21 protein-coding genes and 1 other annotated feature are annotated in these 17,969 nt (G+C 33.5%); of the genes, 1 reads left to right on the top strand and 20 read right to left on the bottom strand.

Features of this window, described 5'->3' with window-relative positions; all coding sequences use genetic code 11:
- Window positions 1-48: 48 nt before the first annotated feature.
- Window positions 49-244: a binding site (T-box leader), on the bottom strand.
- Between the two features lie 273 nt (window positions 245-517).
- The 4 genes from BHX94_RS01985 to BHX94_RS01970 all read right to left on the bottom strand — a co-directional run bounded on the left by BHX94_RS01985 (window position 518) and on the right by BHX94_RS01970 (window position 2,705).
- Window positions 518-1,006: a hypothetical protein gene (locus BHX94_RS01985; protein ID WP_111744702.1), complete on the bottom strand. Its 489-nt coding sequence runs from the start codon at window positions 1,004-1,006 to the stop codon at window positions 518-520.
- Window positions 1,007-1,099: 93 nt separating this feature from the next.
- The gene (locus BHX94_RS01980) at window positions 1,100-1,465 is read right to left on the bottom strand and encodes a hypothetical protein (RefSeq protein ID WP_111744701.1); all 366 of its coding nucleotides are present in this window, start codon (window positions 1,463-1,465) and stop codon (window positions 1,100-1,102) included.
- A 28-nt stretch (window positions 1,466-1,493) separates the two neighbouring features.
- Complete coding sequence (locus tag BHX94_RS01975) at window positions 1,494-2,231, bottom strand: TrmH family RNA methyltransferase (protein WP_111744700.1); 738 nt, start codon at window positions 2,229-2,231, stop codon at window positions 1,494-1,496.
- A 30-nt stretch (window positions 2,232-2,261) separates the two neighbouring features.
- A complete protein-coding gene (locus BHX94_RS01970; protein WP_096076207.1) occupies window positions 2,262-2,705 on the bottom strand; it encodes a MarR family winged helix-turn-helix transcriptional regulator in 444 nt (147 codons plus the stop codon).
- Window positions 2,706-2,843: 138 nt separating this feature from the next.
- On the opposite strand from BHX94_RS01970, the gene BHX94_RS01965 reads away from it, so the two are divergent.
- Window positions 2,844-4,490, top strand: coding sequence for an alpha-keto acid decarboxylase family protein (locus tag BHX94_RS01965; protein ID WP_111744699.1), 1,647 nt, complete (start codon window positions 2,844-2,846; stop codon window positions 4,488-4,490).
- Between the two features lie 281 nt (window positions 4,491-4,771).
- Here the strand turns inward: BHX94_RS01965 and BHX94_RS01960 are convergent, their stop codons facing one another.
- The 16 genes from BHX94_RS01960 to BHX94_RS01885 form a co-directional block, all read right to left on the bottom strand.
- The gene (locus tag BHX94_RS01960) at window positions 4,772-5,311 is read right to left on the bottom strand and encodes a histidine phosphatase family protein (RefSeq protein ID WP_111744698.1); all 540 of its coding nucleotides are present in this window, start codon (window positions 5,309-5,311) and stop codon (window positions 4,772-4,774) included.
- A 40-nt stretch (window positions 5,312-5,351) separates the two neighbouring features.
- On the bottom strand, window positions 5,352-5,813 hold the full coding sequence (locus BHX94_RS01955; protein ID WP_111744697.1) for a hypothetical protein: 462 nt from the start codon (window positions 5,811-5,813) through the stop codon (window positions 5,352-5,354).
- 118 nt (window positions 5,814-5,931) lie between these two features.
- Window positions 5,932-6,711 carry a hypothetical protein gene (locus tag BHX94_RS01950; RefSeq protein ID WP_170120729.1) on the bottom strand — a complete coding sequence of 260 codons (780 nt, stop codon included), beginning with the start codon at window positions 6,709-6,711 and terminating at the stop codon, window positions 5,932-5,934.
- The gene (locus BHX94_RS01945; RefSeq protein WP_096076202.1) at window positions 6,698-7,036 is read right to left on the bottom strand and encodes a PadR family transcriptional regulator; all 339 of its coding nucleotides are present in this window, start codon (window positions 7,034-7,036) and stop codon (window positions 6,698-6,700) included. The genes BHX94_RS01950 and BHX94_RS01945 overlap by 14 nt, the downstream gene beginning before the upstream one ends.
- A gap of 74 nt (window positions 7,037-7,110) precedes the next feature.
- Window positions 7,111-7,686, bottom strand: coding sequence for a nucleotidyltransferase domain-containing protein (locus tag BHX94_RS01940; protein ID WP_111744695.1), 576 nt, complete (start codon window positions 7,684-7,686; stop codon window positions 7,111-7,113).
- A 14-nt stretch (window positions 7,687-7,700) separates the two neighbouring features.
- On the bottom strand, window positions 7,701-8,108 hold the full coding sequence (locus BHX94_RS01935; RefSeq protein ID WP_111744694.1) for a hypothetical protein: 408 nt from the start codon (window positions 8,106-8,108) through the stop codon (window positions 7,701-7,703).
- A gap of 38 nt (window positions 8,109-8,146) precedes the next feature.
- Entirely contained in the window at window positions 8,147-8,350 is a 204-nt protein-coding gene (locus BHX94_RS01930; RefSeq protein WP_111744693.1) for a hypothetical protein, read from the bottom strand.
- 59 nt (window positions 8,351-8,409) lie between these two features.
- The gene (locus tag BHX94_RS01925; protein WP_111744692.1) at window positions 8,410-9,477 is read right to left on the bottom strand and encodes a M42 family metallopeptidase; all 1,068 of its coding nucleotides are present in this window, start codon (window positions 9,475-9,477) and stop codon (window positions 8,410-8,412) included.
- A gap of 55 nt (window positions 9,478-9,532) precedes the next feature.
- Complete coding sequence (locus BHX94_RS01920; protein ID WP_111744691.1) at window positions 9,533-10,738, bottom strand: DUF819 family protein; 1,206 nt, start codon at window positions 10,736-10,738, stop codon at window positions 9,533-9,535.
- 74 nt (window positions 10,739-10,812) lie between these two features.
- Window positions 10,813-11,445 carry an MOSC domain-containing protein gene (locus BHX94_RS01915; RefSeq protein ID WP_111744690.1) on the bottom strand — a complete coding sequence of 211 codons (633 nt, stop codon included), beginning with the start codon at window positions 11,443-11,445 and terminating at the stop codon, window positions 10,813-10,815.
- Window positions 11,446-11,548: 103 nt separating this feature from the next.
- Window positions 11,549-12,913, bottom strand: coding sequence for a hypothetical protein (locus tag BHX94_RS01910; RefSeq protein WP_111744689.1), 1,365 nt, complete (start codon window positions 12,911-12,913; stop codon window positions 11,549-11,551).
- Between the two features lie 31 nt (window positions 12,914-12,944).
- Window positions 12,945-13,967 (bottom strand): uroporphyrinogen-III C-methyltransferase, encoded by a 1,023-nt coding sequence (cobA, locus tag BHX94_RS01905; protein ID WP_111744688.1) that lies wholly within the window; start codon window positions 13,965-13,967, stop codon window positions 12,945-12,947.
- On the bottom strand, window positions 13,955-14,269 hold the full coding sequence (locus BHX94_RS01900; protein ID WP_096078070.1) for a nitrite reductase (NAD(P)H) small subunit: 315 nt from the start codon (window positions 14,267-14,269) through the stop codon (window positions 13,955-13,957). The genes cobA and BHX94_RS01900 overlap by 13 nt, the downstream gene beginning before the upstream one ends.
- 2 nt (window positions 14,270-14,271) lie before the next feature.
- Window positions 14,272-16,674: a nitrite reductase large subunit NirB gene (nirB, locus tag BHX94_RS01895; RefSeq protein ID WP_111744687.1), complete on the bottom strand. Its 2,403-nt coding sequence runs from the start codon at window positions 16,672-16,674 to the stop codon at window positions 14,272-14,274.
- Between the two features lie 28 nt (window positions 16,675-16,702).
- The gene (locus tag BHX94_RS01890; RefSeq protein WP_170120728.1) at window positions 16,703-17,128 is read right to left on the bottom strand and encodes a precorrin-2 dehydrogenase/sirohydrochlorin ferrochelatase family protein; all 426 of its coding nucleotides are present in this window, start codon (window positions 17,126-17,128) and stop codon (window positions 16,703-16,705) included.
- Entirely contained in the window at window positions 17,109-17,840 is a 732-nt protein-coding gene (locus BHX94_RS01885; RefSeq protein ID WP_170120727.1) for a sirohydrochlorin chelatase, read from the bottom strand. Before BHX94_RS01885 ends, BHX94_RS01890 begins: the two co-directional genes overlap by 20 nt.
- Between the last annotated feature and the right edge of the window lie 129 nt (window positions 17,841-17,969).

Raw genomic sequence — 17,969 nt, 5'->3', positions numbered from 1 at the left:
GATGCCTCCTTAAATTTTTAGAAACAAAAAAATCCTTCCCATCCCTGAATAAGGGACGAAAAGAATTCCGCGGTACCACCCAAATTTGCACAAATGTGCACACTTGTTGATGATAACGGTATCTACCGGCTTAACTTCTTATTAAGCAACCAAAAAGATGAAAAAATATGTATCGATGACTATCTCTCACCAAACGATAGTTCTCTGAACACTTCCACATATTACGTCTTTTTATCGGTTCTTTATTTCATTAATACTTATTATAATCAATAAAAAAATTATATTCAACCTATAAATCATTGCGTTTATCACGCTTTTCCAAATCTCGTATGCGGTGTTCTAGTTCATTAATCTTTTTATAACGTCGAGAAAAATATATGAGAAGTGAAATAATACTTATAAACATTAGAAATGGAGCTAAAGTAAATAATGACGTACCCCATTCTACACTTGAAGACACGTTTAACAGCAGCTGGAAGTTATATATGTTCTAGTTCTCTTTTTAATTGTGTGATCATTATGTTTCACCTTCCAGAAATTCATCATTTCCAATCCATAAAAACTGAGACAATATTAAAATACCAAAAGTTGATCTCATTAATTCAGGTTGTCTGTTCAGAAATAATATGAGGTTTACTACAATATAAATTAGATATAGTATCAGTAAATACAAAATTGGCTTTATCCAATTTTTGTCTCGTGCATTATAACGATGTATTTCATTTGATAGTTGAATGATATGAATCAACAGAAAAAATAAGCCTGCAAAGACAACATAAAATATGCCTTGATTCATTTTATACTGCTCATATGCCTTATCTTCCATTTTTATTAATTCATTGAAAGAGAGCTCATCATAAAGTTTAATAAATAAAAAATATGCCGGAATTGCGAGTATTAGAATAATAATAAAACAGATCGTATTTTGTTTCTTATATCTAGCTTTAGTTACACTAGTATCAAAATCAAAAAAATGTTTAAAATAGAACTGTATCTCTTCTTTCAAACATACCATCTCCTTTTAACAATAATAACATTTAATACCAATACATTTTGTTACATTTCTTAAATAAAAAAAATAACTCTTTCATTAGAAGAGTTATCTAGAATCTTTAATACCCAATATCATATCCATTCTTACTAAATTATTAAGTTGATCACCTTTACTAAAGAAAAAGGTACATAATGATTTATCTTCAATCAATTCATCAGGTTTGTTTTCACGCGTAATTTCTACTACTACGATACTACTTTCACTTTTCTCAGCATTATAGATCACTTCAAAATTCCAATCTTGTTCTGATTCAAATCTTTTTTGCAATAAATTAATCAACCCATAATAATCCATCACTTTTTCTTCGCGTTCATTATTAATTAAAGTAACTTTAATATCATGCGAAATAATTTTTTTGATTTGCTCCATATCCTGATTACTCCATGCAGCTAAAAGATGAAAATACGCCATGCCCGCACTCCTCTCTATTTTTATGTTGTTAAATCAAGTGATACATTAATATACCCGCGCATACTGCTACATTTAAACTTTCAGCTTTACCGTGTATCGGTACATAAAGATTTATATCCGTTTGATCAAGTATTGCCTGTTCTACACCTTGTCCTTCATTACCAAGTACTAATAAAAATGAATCAGCTTTTTCAACTTGATGATAGTCCACTGAATTTTCAAGACTTGTCCCCATAACTTTACCGTTCACTTTTTGTCTTGCCTCTTCAAAGTCCATTTCTATGACTGGAATATGAAAGACACTGCCTTGTGAGGCACGTAACACTTTATCGTTATAAATATCTACTGTACCTTTCGCAATAATTACAGCATCCATACCTGCTGCATCAGCGGTACGAATAATTGTGCCGACATTGCCGGGATCCTGAATGCGATCCAGATAAACTGCACGGTTCAATGTAACATCGTCGATTGCCGGCATATTACATACTGCATATATACCTTGAGGTGCTTCTGTTTGAGATAATTTTTCTGCAATCTTAAATGTTATTTCATATTGCTGTTTACTATTCTGAACCATCACTTCAGTCAACTTATCAGGATTAACTGTCAAGATTATTTCAATATCAATATTACTTTTTGCAGCTTCTTCTACTAAATGAAATCCTTCAAGTAAAAATTGACCTGTTTTCTTACGCTCTTTTCTCGCATGTAATTTTGTAATCTGTTTAATTTTAAGATTGTTTACTGATTCTATAAGTTCCATATGTTACCTCGCTTATTTTTCTTTTTCTTATTATGACTCTTTTTCATGCATAATGATACTAAATCCTTCTCTTTTTTGTGATAAACCTTCCATGACTTTATGCCAGTCATAACCATGTTCTGAAAATATTTCATCCATCAAATCTCTTTGTGCTTGATTTAACTTCTCAATTAAAGCATAACCTGATGGCGTGGGATGTAATTCTTTCAGTCGCTTATCATTACTTGCTGGTTTTTCTTTAATGAGCGCTTTTTCTTTTAATACTTTTAATGTATTGTGTGAACCTTGCTTAGAAATTTCAAGAACTTGAAGTAATTCTTTTTGTGTGATCCCCGGTTTCATACAAATGAAAAACAGAAAACGGTGATGTTGTCGCTGCATACCATATTGTTCTATAATCTCGTCAGCTGTGGTGATATACGTCTTATAGGCAAAATAAAATAGTAAATGTTCATTGTCACGATCCGGCGTCATTGTATTCTCCTTTAATATACTTATCTTTTATTATACCCACTATTGCACTTATTTCAATTAATAGGTCAATGGTATTGACTTATTATTTTTCGCATATTATATTTAAGAAAGAATTATTAATAGAAGGGGAGAATATTGATGAAACAAAGAATCGGTCAACTATTATTAGATACATTAGCAGTAAACGGCGTAGATAAAATGTTTGGAGTGCCCGGTGACTTTACATTAGCCTTTTTAGATGATGTTGTACGACATGACAAAATTGAATGGATTGGTAACACGAATGAATTAAACGCAGCATATGCAGCAGATGGTTATGCACGTGTTAAAGGATTAGCTGCGGTGAGTACCACTTTTGGTGTAGGTGAATTAAGTGCGGTCAATGGTATTGCTGGAAGTTATGCCGAACGCGTACCTGTTGTAAAGATTGCTGGTGGACCATCAAGTATCGCTCAACAAGAAGGACGATACGTTCATCATTCATTAGGTGAAGGTGTGTTTGATGCTTATTCTAAAATGTATGAACATATTACCTGTGCAACAACAACTTTAACAGTTGAGAATGCTCAGACAGAAATTCCACGCGTAATCAATGCAGCTATTCGTGAACGTCGTCCTGTTCATATTCATTTACCGATAGATGTTGCGTTAACTGAAATTGAAATAACAGATGCTCCAGTTGCGTATCAGCACGCAGCAAAAGACGTATCACTGTATATCGAAGCAGTTAAAGAAAGATTATCAAAAGCAAACCAACCAGTATTTATTGTAGGTCATGAAATTAATTCTTTTGATCTACACGATAAATTAGAACAACTTGCAGACTTAACAAATATTCCGGTAGCTCAATTATCACTCGGTAAATCAGCTTTTAATGAAGAAAATGATAAATATTTAGGTATCTTTGACGGAAAAATTGCTGAGGAAAATGTACGTAACTATGTAAATAACTCAGATTGTATTATTAATTTAGGAGCAAAATTAACTGACTCAGCTACTGCTGGATTCAGCTATGAATTTGACGTTAACGACGTTATCTTCATGAATCAAAATGACTTTAAAGCTGGTAGCGTTGTAAGTGATGACGTTTCAATCATTGATTTAGTAGAGGGATTATTGACATTAGACTATAAAAACACTGCGGACTATCCTAAATTTAAACGCTCTGAGATGGATTATGTATTAAATGATGAACCATTAGTTCAGGAAAACTATTTTAAATTAGTCAATGCTTTCTTAGAAAAAGATGATATCTTACTTGCCGAACAAGGGACATCATTCTTTGGCGCATATGATTTATCATTATACAAAGGCAATCAATATATCGGACAACCATTATGGGGATCAATCGGTTATACTTTCCCAGCATTGCTTGGAAGCCAACATGCCGATGTAAACCGTCGTAACCTATTACTGATTGGAGACGGTTCTTTACAATTAACAGTTCAAGCGTTATCAACAATGATTCGCACAGGCATTAAACCTATCATCTTTGTTATCAATAACGACGGTTATACTGTAGAAAGATTAATTCACGGTATGGAAGAACCATATAATGATATTAAAATGTGGAACTATAAACAGTTACCAGAAACATTTGGTGCAAAAGATGAAGTTGTTGTACACGACGCGAAAACTTCGAACGAATTGAAAGCTGTAATGGATAAAATTAAAGCGGATAAAGATCACTTACATTTCGTTGAAATCCATATGGCAGTCCAAGATGCACCGAAAAAATTAATCGACATCTCGAAAGCATTTGCAGAAGCAAATAAAAAAGCATAATATTTAACCCCCGTTCACTCATAAATATGAGGAGACGGGGGTTTCTTTGGTTATGGATACCATTATATGGAGATGTATGCCCAGTTTGTTTTGATTGTGTGCAACTGTTTACTTTAATTTACAAATTCTGCACAGAGTCTAACAAGAGTGCGCAAGAATTTGAAATAAATTACAACTGCAGCACACATCTCTTTCAGATTGTACAGGAGCTATAAAATAATAACAAATATTGTACGCAACTCACACAGTATGCGCAACATTTTCAAATTTATTACAACATATTATATATATTTAACCACTGTTTTTCCACCAATTTCATATTCAAATACATCTGGCATGTTCATTTCACAGAAATCATTATAACCAAACGCTCCATCAGTCAGATGATTAAACAATACTGAAAAAGAAGTACCATGACCGCAAATAATTAAGTCACCCTCTCTCCCTTTAATCAGATCTTCAAACGCCGGCACAATTCTTTGTCTAACTTCATTCAATGATTCCCCGTCCTCAAGTTTATAATCAAAATCCTTCCACTGACGTTCTGCAAATTCCGAGAAATTATCGATCCAATCACCAACCGTACGCTCATAAAAATTATCTATAATCTCTATCTTCAAACCTTTATTTTCAGCAATCGGCGTGACTGTATCCAATGCACGTTTATAAGGGCTAGAAAAAATCCCTGCGATTTCTTTATCCTTAAACATCTCAATCAAACCTTGAGCAAGTCTCACACCATCTTCAGTCAATGGTGCACTTTTATCATGTTTATACGAAATATCTCGAATGGAGTGTCTAATAAAATATACTCTAGCCATTTAACTATCCTCTCATTTAAAACATCATTTAAAATCATATTTATAATTTTTCAGATTTCGGAAAATGTTCTAGCAATTCATCTTGAACTTTCTCATCATCTATTAAAATTATCGTTCTTGAACTATCCATCGCTATTAATTCAAATACTGATTTATTCTCTATATGCTTAAATCCGCTATTATAATAAGGTTGTTCATCAGTGATATCATATTCCTTTGAATCCTTAATAATTTCTTCCCACGAAACTTCATTAGGAAATCCTGATAAAACCCCCCATATCCACTGCACATCTGAATATTGTTCCAACATTAAATATAACGTTTCTCCATCTATAAATTGATTATCGGGATCATCAAACGGTACAGTATTATAGTTAAAATCCCCATTATGCTCATGGGGATATATCTTCCATTTGAGAGACTTCACATATTCTTCAATATGTTTAAACACTTCAAAAGGATATGTAACAAATCCACCTTCATTTAGAATAAATCCTTTCATGATATCAGTCCCTTATCATTAATAAATTATTCTTGATTATTTTTTCTTTTATCATCACTAGACACAAGCGCTGTAAACAAGTTACCAATAAAATCTATTAAATTCGCTATTATAGAAATCATCCTTTCACCTTGTCTTTTTTCATATCTCTTTTAAAATAAATGAATGCTATTGTTCCAAAAAGTACATTCATAACAGTATATGTTATGAGTGAAGCATTAATATAATCTTCTTTCTTCGGGTTTCCACTTGTGAAAAATTTAGGAATTAATTCAGGCATAATGATATAAATTAATACTGCAATAAAAAACCAACTTTTTAATACTAAACAAACGACAATAAAGATTAAAGAAAGAATTAGTCCAATTATCAAACTATATTTATCATCAATACTTGTCAAAGACTTACTTGGAAACCTTGATAATAATAGTTCGCCTATTGCCATTACAGTAATTATTAAAATAGACAATATAAAACCATAAATATAAGTAGTTTTAGAGTCTCCATGTCTCACTAAAATTGATTTTAAAATCCATAATTCTAATGGTGCTAATATAAATATAATAATTGCATAAAAAATCAATCTATTCACACTTAAATCCAAATCTCCAGATATTAATCGAGGTATCGCTAATAAAGCTAAAATTGAGATTAGCATCAAAAATATAAAACTAAATATCCCCTTATCAAATGGTAATTCATTCGAAATAGATTTAATATAGTCCTTTACTGATCCACCTGTTACGCTTTCTACACTTTCACCACGTAATTCTGCTTCGTACAAATGATCACGTAATTCTGCTTCAATCGCATCAATATCTTCGTCTTTCTTACCTTTCGATACCAACTCTAATCTTAATTGTAATAAAAAATGTTCTGCTTCATTACTTAACATCATCAACACTCCTCATCAAATTATTTATGCCTGTATTCAATAAATCCCACTTTTCTTTAAACACTTTTAATTCTTCCAAACCTTCTTTTGTAATCGAATAATATTTTCTCTTTGGACCCCCGGTATCTGATTTAATCATTCGCGTACTGACATACCCTTTTTTATCTAATCTGAGTAATACCGGATAAATACTACCATCACTAATTTCGGGAAATTCGTTTTCTTTTAATTTTTCTAATATCTCATACCCATATGTTTCACCTTGAGAAATCAAACCAAGAATTGCTCCATCTAATAACCCTTTCATCATTTGATTATGTACAGACATTTGAAACCTCCTTGCTTCAGATAACTATCTTATAATATAAGATAGTTCAGAAAATAAAAAAGTCAACTATCTTATTATAAAAGATAGTCACTTTTTAATTTTACATATTGATCCAACCACTCTTTCTGTCTTTCCTCAAGCACTGGATATATATTATGATAATCATCTAAATCTTTTTCTCTAACATTACTGCTATTCATCTTATACAACAATTGAATTTCAGGTTGTATTATTTTCATATCATTCTTAACAAAATATATATCTTCAATTTTTTTCCTAACAGCATCGTTTCTTTTATAGATCCAATGTCCCGCTTCTTCTTCAAAAAATAAAATTTCAATAATAAATGATTCTTTATCATCATTTGCAATCCACAGACTGTCAGTTGATTTAATATTATTTAGTGCATATAAACTTAAAGATCCATTTCTCGCAGTATAAACCTTATAATTCTTAAAATAATCTAAAATACGTTCTAAATATTTAAAGTTCACCAATATATCCATATCTTCATGATCTCTTGTTCTCCTACCTAGAAATTCATCCAGTGCAATCCCACCAGCCAAATACCAATCATAGTCTGCATCATGCATTATTTGCTTTAAAGATTCTATACTAAGTAGCTGCCAATTATTAAGGTCAGATCTCATTCACAACGCCTCTCTTAAATTCTAGCAATCATAATGATTTCATCTTCTATTTTGTAACCAATAAATTTTATATTAAAGTTTTTTTCCAAGGCGAGAATGTATCTTTTTTTATCTACAGCTTCTTCTTTTCCATCAACCTTATAATAATCCTCAACCTGTATTATTAATTGTGAATTCATTGGATACGTCTCATTAATATATAATACGTTCTTATATTCCGAGAAATCTTTCTGTGCTTTAATTATCATTGTCTTATAAAAAGAATAAAGTACTTTATCATTATGATACATATCAAATACAAATACAAACTGAGGTATATAAATATTAATATAGTTTAATATCTTCATTTGCTCATCATCGATATTAGTTTGCGCTATCCTGTTAAATAACCTTTTCTTTCCTCTTAACTTCTTTAATCTCATTCTCTCCTCCAAAAAAAATACCCACTTCTCAGTAGGTATTACGATGATTTCGCTTCAAATTTATAGGCTTTTGTGAGCTCGTTTGTAATGATTACCTCATAATCAACGCCGCGTGCTTCTGCGCCTTCAACAAGTGCGTCAATTTCCTGCTGATTAAAATATCTTTTAGTTGCTACTAAAGATATTATCATTATTAATGATAGCATGATAATTACTATTAGACCTTTAGTAAATGCTTTCATAATTACCACCTTAGTTGTTTTTTATCATCTTATCATAAAACAACCAAATTTATACAGTATTAGTATGTTTGCCCTATAATCTTATCCACTAATGCATCATCCAGTCCTTCAACAACAGCTGTCATCAATTTCACTGCACTGGTATAATCTTCTCGGTTCATCATAGACACATTACTATGAATATAACGTGTTGGTACAGCGATTGTTACAGCTGGGACGCCTGTGTTACTTTGTGCGACGTGACCTGCATCTGTGTATCCACCTGTCAAGTGATCGAACTGTATTGCAATATTGTGTTCTTTTGCGACATCAATAATATATTGTTTCAATGCAACATGCGCGATATTCCATGCATCGGCTAGTATAATAACTGGTCCGTCACCCATCTTCGCATTACCTGCATCCTCCATACCAGGCGTTAATGAACAGAAACATACATCCATTGCAATCGCGAGGCTTGGCTTTACTAAGTTTGCTGCAGTCTTTGCACCTCGAGACAACGTTTCTTCTTGTGTTACGGCCCCGGAATACAAATTAATCTTTGGTGATGTAACATTTTTAACAACTTCGTAGGCAAGTGCACATCCAAAGCGATTATCAAATGCTTTTGCTAACAAATAATTTGGGTTTTCCATCACTTCAAATTCAGTATATGGTGTTACACAATCTCCAACTTTAATCCCCGCTGCTATTGTTTCTTCTTTTGAAGCTGTCCCGATATCTATAAACATGTTTTCTAGATTTACTTTAGTTCTCTCTTCAGTACTTAACACGTGTGGCGGCTTCCCTCCGATTACCCCTCTTATATCTCTATCTTTCGTGTGAATCGTCACTTTCTGACTTGTCATCACTATCGGTGACCAGTATCCGAGACTTGTAAATTTTATAAAGCCTCGTTCAGTGATCTCAGTAACCATAAAGCCGATTTCATCCAGATGACCTAATAACATGATAGCGTGTTTACTGTTCGCTTTACGAACACCAAATATACTGCCAGTGTTATCACGTACCGTTTCAACATTAATCGTTTCAAATAATTGCTGCATTAATTGTGTCATCGGCAGTTCAAATCCAGCCGGTGCATTACAGTCGGTCATTTGTTTGAGTAGTGCTAGTTGCTTATCCATAAATACATCTCCTATTCCACCGTAAACTTATATTTTATGTCATTATAGGATATTATTACATATATTGTCCTAAAAATATACCAATCGCTGTTCCTAAATAATTACCTATAATATAACCTAGTGTACCTACAACGAGTATCGGTCCGATTAATTTATGCCACCCTTTAGCAATAGCTAACGCTGCTGCAGTTGTCGGCCCACCTATATTAGCATTACTTGCTAGTAATATTTCCTCTAAGTCTGATCCAATGAATTTACCGGCAACTAAACTTATAACAAGATTCATCATCGCAATAATAAATACAAATAATAACAGCAATGGTGCTGTCTGGATAATTAAAGGTATTGAAGCTGGAATTCCTAATACGAAGAAGAAGAGATAAATGAGAAATGTTCCAAATTCATTACTACCATTTAACTGTTTGAAGAATTTAGGGAATAGTAATAGCAAAACAAAAGTAAACGTCGTTAAGATTAAATATTTATCTGTTACAAGACTTGTAAACATTTCATATAAAATATTGCCATCAGCTTTCGGCAAAATAGCAGTCATAAATGCTGACAGTTTAAATGATACAGCCACAATAAAGAATGCTGCACCAAAATTTAACGCAATATCGAGTAACGAAATTTCTTTACGACTGAAATAATCATCCCGCCCTGCAATTTGAGTTCCTTCTACTTCATCAATGTGCGGCGTATTAAATTTATTTCTAAAGAATCGTATTGTAGGAATCGCCATTAATGTCAAAATAAATAGCGCTGTCATTAAGTTATCTGCAACTACTGCAGCTGAAATTACATCTTTAGGTGGATTAAACTTTAATGCCATCGCAGCAAAATTCACGCCCCCACCAATATAGCTCGCACTCATCATCGCACTCAGTTTATCGAGATAAGGGATATGTTCTTTTAATAAAAAGAATGCAGCAAAAGTTCCAGCTACCGTTCCTACAGAACTTAATAAAAAAATACCCAGTAATCGACCGCTTTCTTTCCAAATTGCTTTAATATCAATTTGAAATAATAATAACGGTAAAGCTAACGGAATAATGAACCCCCATACTTGATCATAGACAACGGACTCTGTAGGTATCACTTTAAAGTTTGAAAGTAACAGTGCAAAGATTAAGGCGATAATAGCCCCTGAAATTTTGGCAGCCCATTTGTATTTTAATTCAAGATAAATACTTAGACTACTGAATATTACAATGATTGCCCATAACATCATGACATCGTCTGCTGCAAAAAGTGTCTTCATCGTTTACCTCCTCAATAAGTATTATACTTTTAATTTATCAGAATATTCTATATTATTGAAGAGGTAATCATTTATTATAAACGTTTCGCAAACTTTTCTTTATGTTCAGCAGGTAAAGCATCAACTTTTAATGCTTTTTCAATCAAAGCTTTGTTCTTCTTATCACCGTATACTAATTCATTAAACTCATGTAACGTCAATCTAGTTTCATCTTTCTTCATAAGTTCTAACCTGCTATTTGGTGCAACTACGCCTTCAACAAGTACTCTAAAGTAACACCCTGTTGCTCGACTTGCAGCCATCATCTTTACAATATTCGGTACATTGTGAACCTGTGCAATCGTATTACATGGTCCACGTCCTTCAGTCACTTGAATAAATGCCTCTCCAAGTTTAAACGTATCGCCAATACAAATCGTATCTTTATCTAGTCCAACAGTCGTAATATTCTCACCGAACAAACTAAATTCTGTATCTATATCCATGTAATCTGACCATAAATCATAATCCTTATAATCATATAAACAGACCGCTTTATTTACACCACCATGACCTTTATAAACATGTTGATCTCCGACAAACCCCGTAACAGTGAGTTGTACTGCATTTTCGATAGGATATTTATAATAAGCAGTTTTCTTATCTTTACCGTTTACATCAATCTTTTCTATACCACCGATACAAATTCTTTTTAATTCATAATGCATACGCTCACCTCTAATTTTGTATTACTTCAAGTGTATTATTATCAAATACATAAGTAAATAATAAACAGCCACTCAATTGAGCAGCTTTTATTTCATAAAATTCCTATTTCCTCTTCTTTTTCTTCTTACTTTTCTTCTGAACAACCTGTATTTTACTACGTTTAAACTCTGGCATTTCACTTACTTTCTTACCACCCAAACGCCATAATCTTACTTCAGTGTATACTTCTTTCAACAGCTTCGTTAACTTTTCAGTCGGTACAATACTGATCATATTCTTCGCGCCGAGATCAGCTATAAATTCAAATGCAGTTTCAAAACTATCAGTCACACGAAATGTCTCAATAATCTCTGAAAAAAGTGCTTCAATTTGTTGATTGAAAATTACTTTACCTTTCATATTGCGTTTTAATTCTATTTTCAGTTCACGTGTATTATTACTTGGTTCAACATATGCGTTTAATATATATTTATATACCGCTTCTTTTGATTGCGGTATATAGTATTCCATATTACTGAACATTTCATCTAAATTTAATTGCTGATGTGAATACAATTCATGCTTAATCCAGTTTCCCTTGATATTCGGAACAAGATTAGGAAAGAAAGTTTGAATGTCTTTTACTATTGTATCTCTTGTTAATACTTCCTGATAAAGTTTTTGATAGGCTTGCTGCATTATATCAATACGTACAAAACCATAAATATTAAAGATTCCTCGATAAAACTTTATTTTTTCGATTTCTTGATTTAAGTAACCCTTATGTTTTTTAAATGCTTTTATATGCTTTGCGACATCAATCGGTAAAAATAATATTTCTTTAAATGTAGGTGCATATAGAAAAATTTCTCTAGTTGCACCTTTCATATATGTAAAATTATCATAGTCAAATTGTAGTGCATTCTCGATATTTAACAGCAGCTCGTAATCCATATATTTCAGCATTTTTTCTAGCATCGTGAAATCTTTGAAAAATAATTCATTAATGATATTAATTTGGGTTTGCTTGTCATCTTTAATATCCAATTGATAAAACATGGCGATTGCTTTTAAATCTTCAAACGCAAAATGATTTAAATGTTCTCTTAAAGGTTTGTTTCCATGCGTTTGAATCATTGTATCGATTTCTTCTTCCATCTTCATCTGTTCATTATATTGCGCAATGTTCGTTTCAAACGCTGCGCTTTCATTTTCGATTTCTTCTTCAGAGGGTGGTTTTATTTCAGGAAATTCACTATTTAATTCATGTTGATTGTAGATATTGATCATTTCAATCGGCATAAAGAACATCGCACCATTTGTAGCAGGAATGATGTCTGCTTCGACCAGGTTTGGTAAAACGACTTCTGTTTGAATACTATCTCGATTAATGTTTAAGCCACGTTCAGCTAAAAGACTTAAATATACATTTTCTGTGTTGTTTAAGTTCGGTAATATCTCTATAAACTTCTCTACATTGATTGTCATTAGATAACTCCTTGATTTAAAAAAGCTTGAACTAATCGTTCAAGCTTTCACTTAATTTAACCTTTGACGGATTGATTTTTATATTGTATCTATTTTCCAGTAAACTTATTGACTCGAGTGAGTCTGTTATGACTTCATCAAAACTATGAAACGATAATATTTCAGAATGGATATTGAAATACTTACTTTGTATACGATCATCGCTTAACTGGTCGATTGCATAATAAAATCCACCTTGGTCATACATGTCCAGTATTTCTTCTTTGTCGATATCGTTTTGTGAAACGAATAGTTTTCTTAATCCGAACTCAGGTAATTGTTCAAACCATGATAAATCGTCACGTACATTTACTACATCACCGATAATGATCATTGCCGGATGTGTAACTTTATGTTCTATAACAAGATCGTTTATTGTAGATAAATCTCCTATCACCGTCTTTTGATAACCATAACTTGCATTTCCGATAACAGCTACCTTTAAATGTGCATCCATATCTTTTGAAAGGACAGAGACAATTTCAGGTAAAGCTTTCATCCCCATATAAAGCGCTAGTGTCCCACCTTTAGCCAGTGCCTGAAAATCAATTTCACGCATACTATCTTTTTGCAGATGACCTGTTGAGAAAGTAACATGTGGCGCATGCGCGCGATCAGTTAATGGAAATCCTGAATAGAGTGCAGCTGCACTGGCACTTGTTATACCAGGAATAACTTCATATTTATATTTCTTTTCTAAACTATCTACTTCTTCAGAAAGTCGGCCAAATATACCAGGATCTCCACCTTTAAGACGCACTACTGTTGATCCTAATGCTGCTTTCTCATTAATGATACGATTAATTTCATTCTGTGCTTTATATTTAACATCTGGATTTTTTCCAACATAAATAAGTTCGCAATCAGGTTTAGAAAGCTGTAAAATTATCGGATTGACTAGTCGATCATATATAATGACATCTGCAGTCTTAATTCTTCTGATAGCTTTATAAGAAACAAGACCAGGATCACCTGGTCCAGCTCCTATAAAAATGACCTTTCCTAGTCTATCCATATGAATATCTCACCGTTATCAACTTCAACTTTATAAGTTGCGACACATCCATCTGCTTCATCAGGTGCCTGCACCTGGCCATCATTTAAATCAATCTTTCTGTCATGCAGCGGACAGAATACGTAATGTTCACTTACCGTACCTTCTGTTAAAGGACCATTTTTATGAGGGCAACGATTTCCGATTGCTTTAATTTCTCCAGATTCTAATAAGAAAATACCGATTTCTTCATCTTTAACAAATACTTTCTTACCGATTTGAGGTTCTAGTTCAGATACATTGAATAATTTGATTTTTTCCATGACTATACGCGCTCCACTTCATACATTTTTCGTTTCTCTTCGTCTGATGCAATCGCTTTCCACGGCTCTTCCTGACGTGCTTTATTAGCATCCATTAAACGTTCAAATAATTCTTTTTGTTTGGCTTCATCAAGTAATACATCTTTCACCTGGTCGAATCCTAAACGCTCCATCCATGGTGCAGTACGTTCACCATAAATACCTGTTTCTCTGTAGTATTGCATCATCGCACCACATAATTGAATCACATCGTCTTCAGTTGCTACAGTTGTAAGCAATGTTGCTGCTTTAACTTCCGTACCACCGTTACCGCCAACAAAGATCTGGAAGCCATTCTCAACACCGATAACACCGAAATCTTTCACACCAGATTCTACACAGCTACGCGGACAACCTGATACCCCAATTTTAAATTTATGTGGTGTATCAATATATTCAAATGTTGATTCTAGACGTATGGCAAGTTGTGTCGTTAACTGTGTACCAAATCGACAGAATTCTTTACCGACACATGATTTAACAGAACGTAATTTTTTACCGTAAGCAGATGCTGAACGCATGCCTAGATCTTCCCACACTTGAGGTAATTCTTCTTTTTTAATACCATATAAACCGATACGCTGTGCACCAGTGATCTTCACTAACGGTACATCATATTTCTTCGCAACTTCACCTAATTTAATTAACTGATCAGGATTTGTTACCCCACCTTGCATCTGTGGAATGACAGAGAAAGTACCATCATTTTGAATGTTCGCATGGAAACGTTCATTTGCATAACGTGAATCTTTTTCATCTTCATGCTCATGTGGCCAGCACATATTTAAGTAGTAGTTGACTGCCGGACGACATTTCGGACATCCACCTAAGTTTTTAAATCCTAATACGTGACGTACTTCTTTAGAAGTTTTTAAACCTTTTGCACGAATTTGAGTCACAATCTGGTCACGTGAAAGTTCTGTACATCCACAAATTCCAGTTGGACCACCCGCTTCAAATTTATCACCTAAAGTATGAACGAGTAAATCAGCGATTTGTCCTTTACATTTACCACATGATCCACCCGCTTTAGTATGTGCTGTAACTTCAGCTACTGTCGTTAATCCTTTTTCATGTACAGCTTTAACGATTTGTCCTTTAGAAATACCGTTACATCCACAAATTGTTTCATCGTCAGCCATCGTTTCCACACTGATCGCATCAACTTCACCAGCTTTATGCAATAGTGACACTAATGTAAATTCTTCGATTGCTTCTTCTTTTTTCATCATATTGTAGAAACGGTTACCTTCTTCAGTATCCCCGTAAAGTACAGCCCCTACAACTTTTCCTTCTTCTACGAATACTTTTTTATAGACATTATCTAAACCGTTAAATACTTCAATACCGCGTGTCTTTTCACCTTCATAAATCTTACCGGCAGAGAATAGATCACAGCCAGATACTTTAAGTGACGTAAATGTAGTTGATCCGTGATATCCATCTGTTGGATTGCCTGTGATATGGTCTGCTAATACCTTACCTTGTTCGTAAAGTGGTGCTACTAAACCATAAACCTTTGAGTTATGTTCAGCACATTCACCAACCGCGTATACATCCGGATCACTTGTCTGCATAAAATCATTAACAACGATACCACGACCGATTTCAAGTTCAGCAGCTCGTGCTTGTTTTGTTACCGGACGAATACCAACAGCCATTACAACTAAATCTGTTTCAATCACTGAACCATCACTCAAACGAATCGCTTCAACACGGTCTTTACCGATAATTTCCTGAGTGTTTCCTTGTAATTTAAACTTCATACCTTGTTTCTCTAAATCAGCTTTTAACATTTCTCCTGCTTTACGGTCTAACTGCATTTCCATTAACCATTCACCTAAATGTACAACAGTAACATCCATGCCCTGGTCTATTAATCCACGTGCACATTCTAATCCAAGCAATCCACCGCCAATTACGACTGCTTTTTTATAGTGACGCGCATGTTCGATAATGTATTCTGTATCTTTAATCGTTCTCCACCCGATAACACCTTCAAGTTTCACACCATCAATCGGTAACATGAAAGCAGTTGATCCTGTTGCGATGATTAATTTATCATATGAAACTGTGATGCCTTTTTTCGTTGTTACTGTCTTATTTGCTCTGTCGATTGTTTCAGCTTTATCATCATTGATTAATGTGATGCCTTGTTCTTTATACCATTCATAATCATTTAGAATTGTTTCCTGAATATCCATCTTCTTCTGTAAAATATTAGAAAGCATAATACGGTTATAGTTTGGATATGGTTCTTCACCGATAACTGTTATTTCAAAAAGATCTGGATTGCGCTCTAAAATTTCTTCAATTGTACGAATCCCTGCCATACCATTACCAATCATAACTAATTGTTGTTTCATATTATTTCTCCTCTGCACATTCGTTCATTTATTTTAATAAATCTTTAATTTTCTGTTTGAGTACTTTACTTTTTTCCGGGCTTGCACCATCGCTTGAAATCATAATTCGCATATCATCATGTTTAAAAGAGGCTACATTAAAGAAATTTGAGTTGCTTTTATTCGAACAATCATTAATAAGCTGATTATCATGCACACATTCCATGACCTGCATATTAACAACTTCATCATTTGTTGCAATATACACGATGTCATATTGACTAATATCCTGTTTTGTAAATGGATATGGAATACATTCAACATTCATTGACGCTATTTCAGCATCAATCTCTGGTGCCAGGACAGTAATATATGCTCCTTCACCTTGTAAGCCGTTTACTTTGCGTTTAGCAATTCTGCCCCCACCGACAATCAGAATCTTTTTGCCTTCTAAATTAAGCATGACGGGATACATATGCATCCTCCTCAAGTTGTGTCAGTTTATTTAATACACCTTGTGTCATTGCAAAATCTAAATCCAGTGTTTCAGTAAAAGATATATCGTACCCTGCTTCTATGAAAGGCTGACTCAGTCGTTTAATCTTACGCACAAGATGACCATCGAATAAGAAATATGGCATAATGATAATCTTGTCTTGCTTATCCATTGTCTTCAGTTTTTCTTCAAAACTTAAATCACCATATAACATTGCCGGTACTAAGTTCTGACCTGACGTCTGCTGCATTACTTCCACCATATTCGTAAGACGTTCATCTGGTTCAGTAAATCTTTTATTACCATGTGCTGTAATCAATATCGTTGCATCATTAAATTCAGAAATGATGCGCTCACACACCTTGTAGACACTTGGTTCATCTCCGAAACAATCTGCAATGTGGTATGTTATTTGTGGATAATCCTTTAATACATCATTAAGCTGTGCCGGAATATCTTCTCTTGCATGCATTGCTGGAAATAAGAGCATCGGCATCACTAAAAATTCTGTGACACCAGCATCTACCATACGGCGTGTAATAATTGGTACATTCTCGTCATCTTTTTCGAGAAAAGCTAACTGCTGTACTGTTTCAGGTCGCTTTGATATTATATTATCTACAAATTCTCTGAAAAGTTGATTTTTATCAGGCATCTTTGATCCATGTGCGATATATATGATTCCTTTCATGTGCGTCCCCCTCAATAAAAGATACATTTATATTATAGCTTATTTAGTTGTGAATATGTTCACATGTATATATGAATAGGGATTTCCCTATATAAATTTTTTTGCAAGTAATTTAATAAGAAATATGTC

Source organism: Macrococcoides bohemicum (assembly GCF_003259675.1).
GTDB classification, from domain to species: Bacteria; Bacillota; Bacilli; order Staphylococcales; family Staphylococcaceae; genus Macrococcoides; species Macrococcoides bohemicum.
Note: the sequence above shows the minus strand (reverse complement) of the source record. Positions and strands in the feature narration are given on the sequence as shown.

What these genes read in the sequence shown, in the direction of transcription:
- BHX94_RS01980 (WP_111744701.1), bottom strand. Translation starts at nt 1,465, where the DNA reads ATGGCGTATTTTCATCTTTTAGCTGCATGGAGTAATCAGGATATGGAG.
- BHX94_RS01975 (WP_111744700.1), bottom strand. Translation starts at nt 2,231, where the DNA reads ATGGAACTTATAGAATCAGTAAACAATCTTAAAATTAAACAGATTACA.
- BHX94_RS01970 (WP_096076207.1), bottom strand. Translation starts at nt 2,705, where the DNA reads ATGACGCCGGATCGTGACAATGAACATTTACTATTTTATTTTGCCTAT.
- BHX94_RS01965 (WP_111744699.1), top strand. Translation starts at nt 2,844, where the DNA reads ATGAAACAAAGAATCGGTCAACTATTATTAGATACATTAGCAGTAAAC.
- BHX94_RS01960 (WP_111744698.1), bottom strand. Translation starts at nt 5,311, where the DNA reads ATGGCTAGAGTATATTTTATTAGACACTCCATTCGAGATATTTCGTAT.
- BHX94_RS01955 (WP_111744697.1), bottom strand. Translation starts at nt 5,813, where the DNA reads ATGAAAGGATTTATTCTAAATGAAGGTGGATTTGTTACATATCCTTTT.
- BHX94_RS01950 (WP_170120729.1), bottom strand. Translation starts at nt 6,711, where the DNA reads ATGATGTTAAGTAATGAAGCAGAACATTTTTTATTACAATTAAGATTA.
- BHX94_RS01945 (WP_096076202.1), bottom strand. Translation starts at nt 7,036, where the DNA reads ATGTCTGTACATAATCAAATGATGAAAGGGTTATTAGATGGAGCAATT.
- BHX94_RS01940 (WP_111744695.1), bottom strand. Translation starts at nt 7,686, where the DNA reads ATGAGATCTGACCTTAATAATTGGCAGCTACTTAGTATAGAATCTTTA.
- BHX94_RS01935 (WP_111744694.1), bottom strand. Translation starts at nt 8,108, where the DNA reads ATGAGATTAAAGAAGTTAAGAGGAAAGAAAAGGTTATTTAACAGGATA.
- BHX94_RS01930 (WP_111744693.1), bottom strand. Translation starts at nt 8,350, where the DNA reads ATGAAAGCATTTACTAAAGGTCTAATAGTAATTATCATGCTATCATTA.
- BHX94_RS01925 (WP_111744692.1), bottom strand. Translation starts at nt 9,477, where the DNA reads ATGGATAAGCAACTAGCACTACTCAAACAAATGACCGACTGTAATGCA.
- BHX94_RS01920 (WP_111744691.1), bottom strand. Translation starts at nt 10,738, where the DNA reads ATGAAGACACTTTTTGCAGCAGACGATGTCATGATGTTATGGGCAATC.
- BHX94_RS01915 (WP_111744690.1), bottom strand. Translation starts at nt 11,445, where the DNA reads ATGCATTATGAATTAAAAAGAATTTGTATCGGTGGTATAGAAAAGATT.
- BHX94_RS01910 (WP_111744689.1), bottom strand. Translation starts at nt 12,913, where the DNA reads ATGACAATCAATGTAGAGAAGTTTATAGAGATATTACCGAACTTAAAC.
- cobA (WP_111744688.1), bottom strand. Translation starts at nt 13,967, where the DNA reads ATGGATAGACTAGGAAAGGTCATTTTTATAGGAGCTGGACCAGGTGAT.
- BHX94_RS01900 (WP_096078070.1), bottom strand. Translation starts at nt 14,269, where the DNA reads ATGGAAAAAATCAAATTATTCAATGTATCTGAACTAGAACCTCAAATC.
- nirB (WP_111744687.1), bottom strand. Translation starts at nt 16,674, where the DNA reads ATGAAACAACAATTAGTTATGATTGGTAATGGTATGGCAGGGATTCGT.
- BHX94_RS01890 (WP_170120728.1), bottom strand. Translation starts at nt 17,128, where the DNA reads ATGTATCCCGTCATGCTTAATTTAGAAGGCAAAAAGATTCTGATTGTC.
- BHX94_RS01885 (WP_170120727.1), bottom strand. Translation starts at nt 17,840, where the DNA reads ATGAAAGGAATCATATATATCGCACATGGATCAAAGATGCCTGATAAA.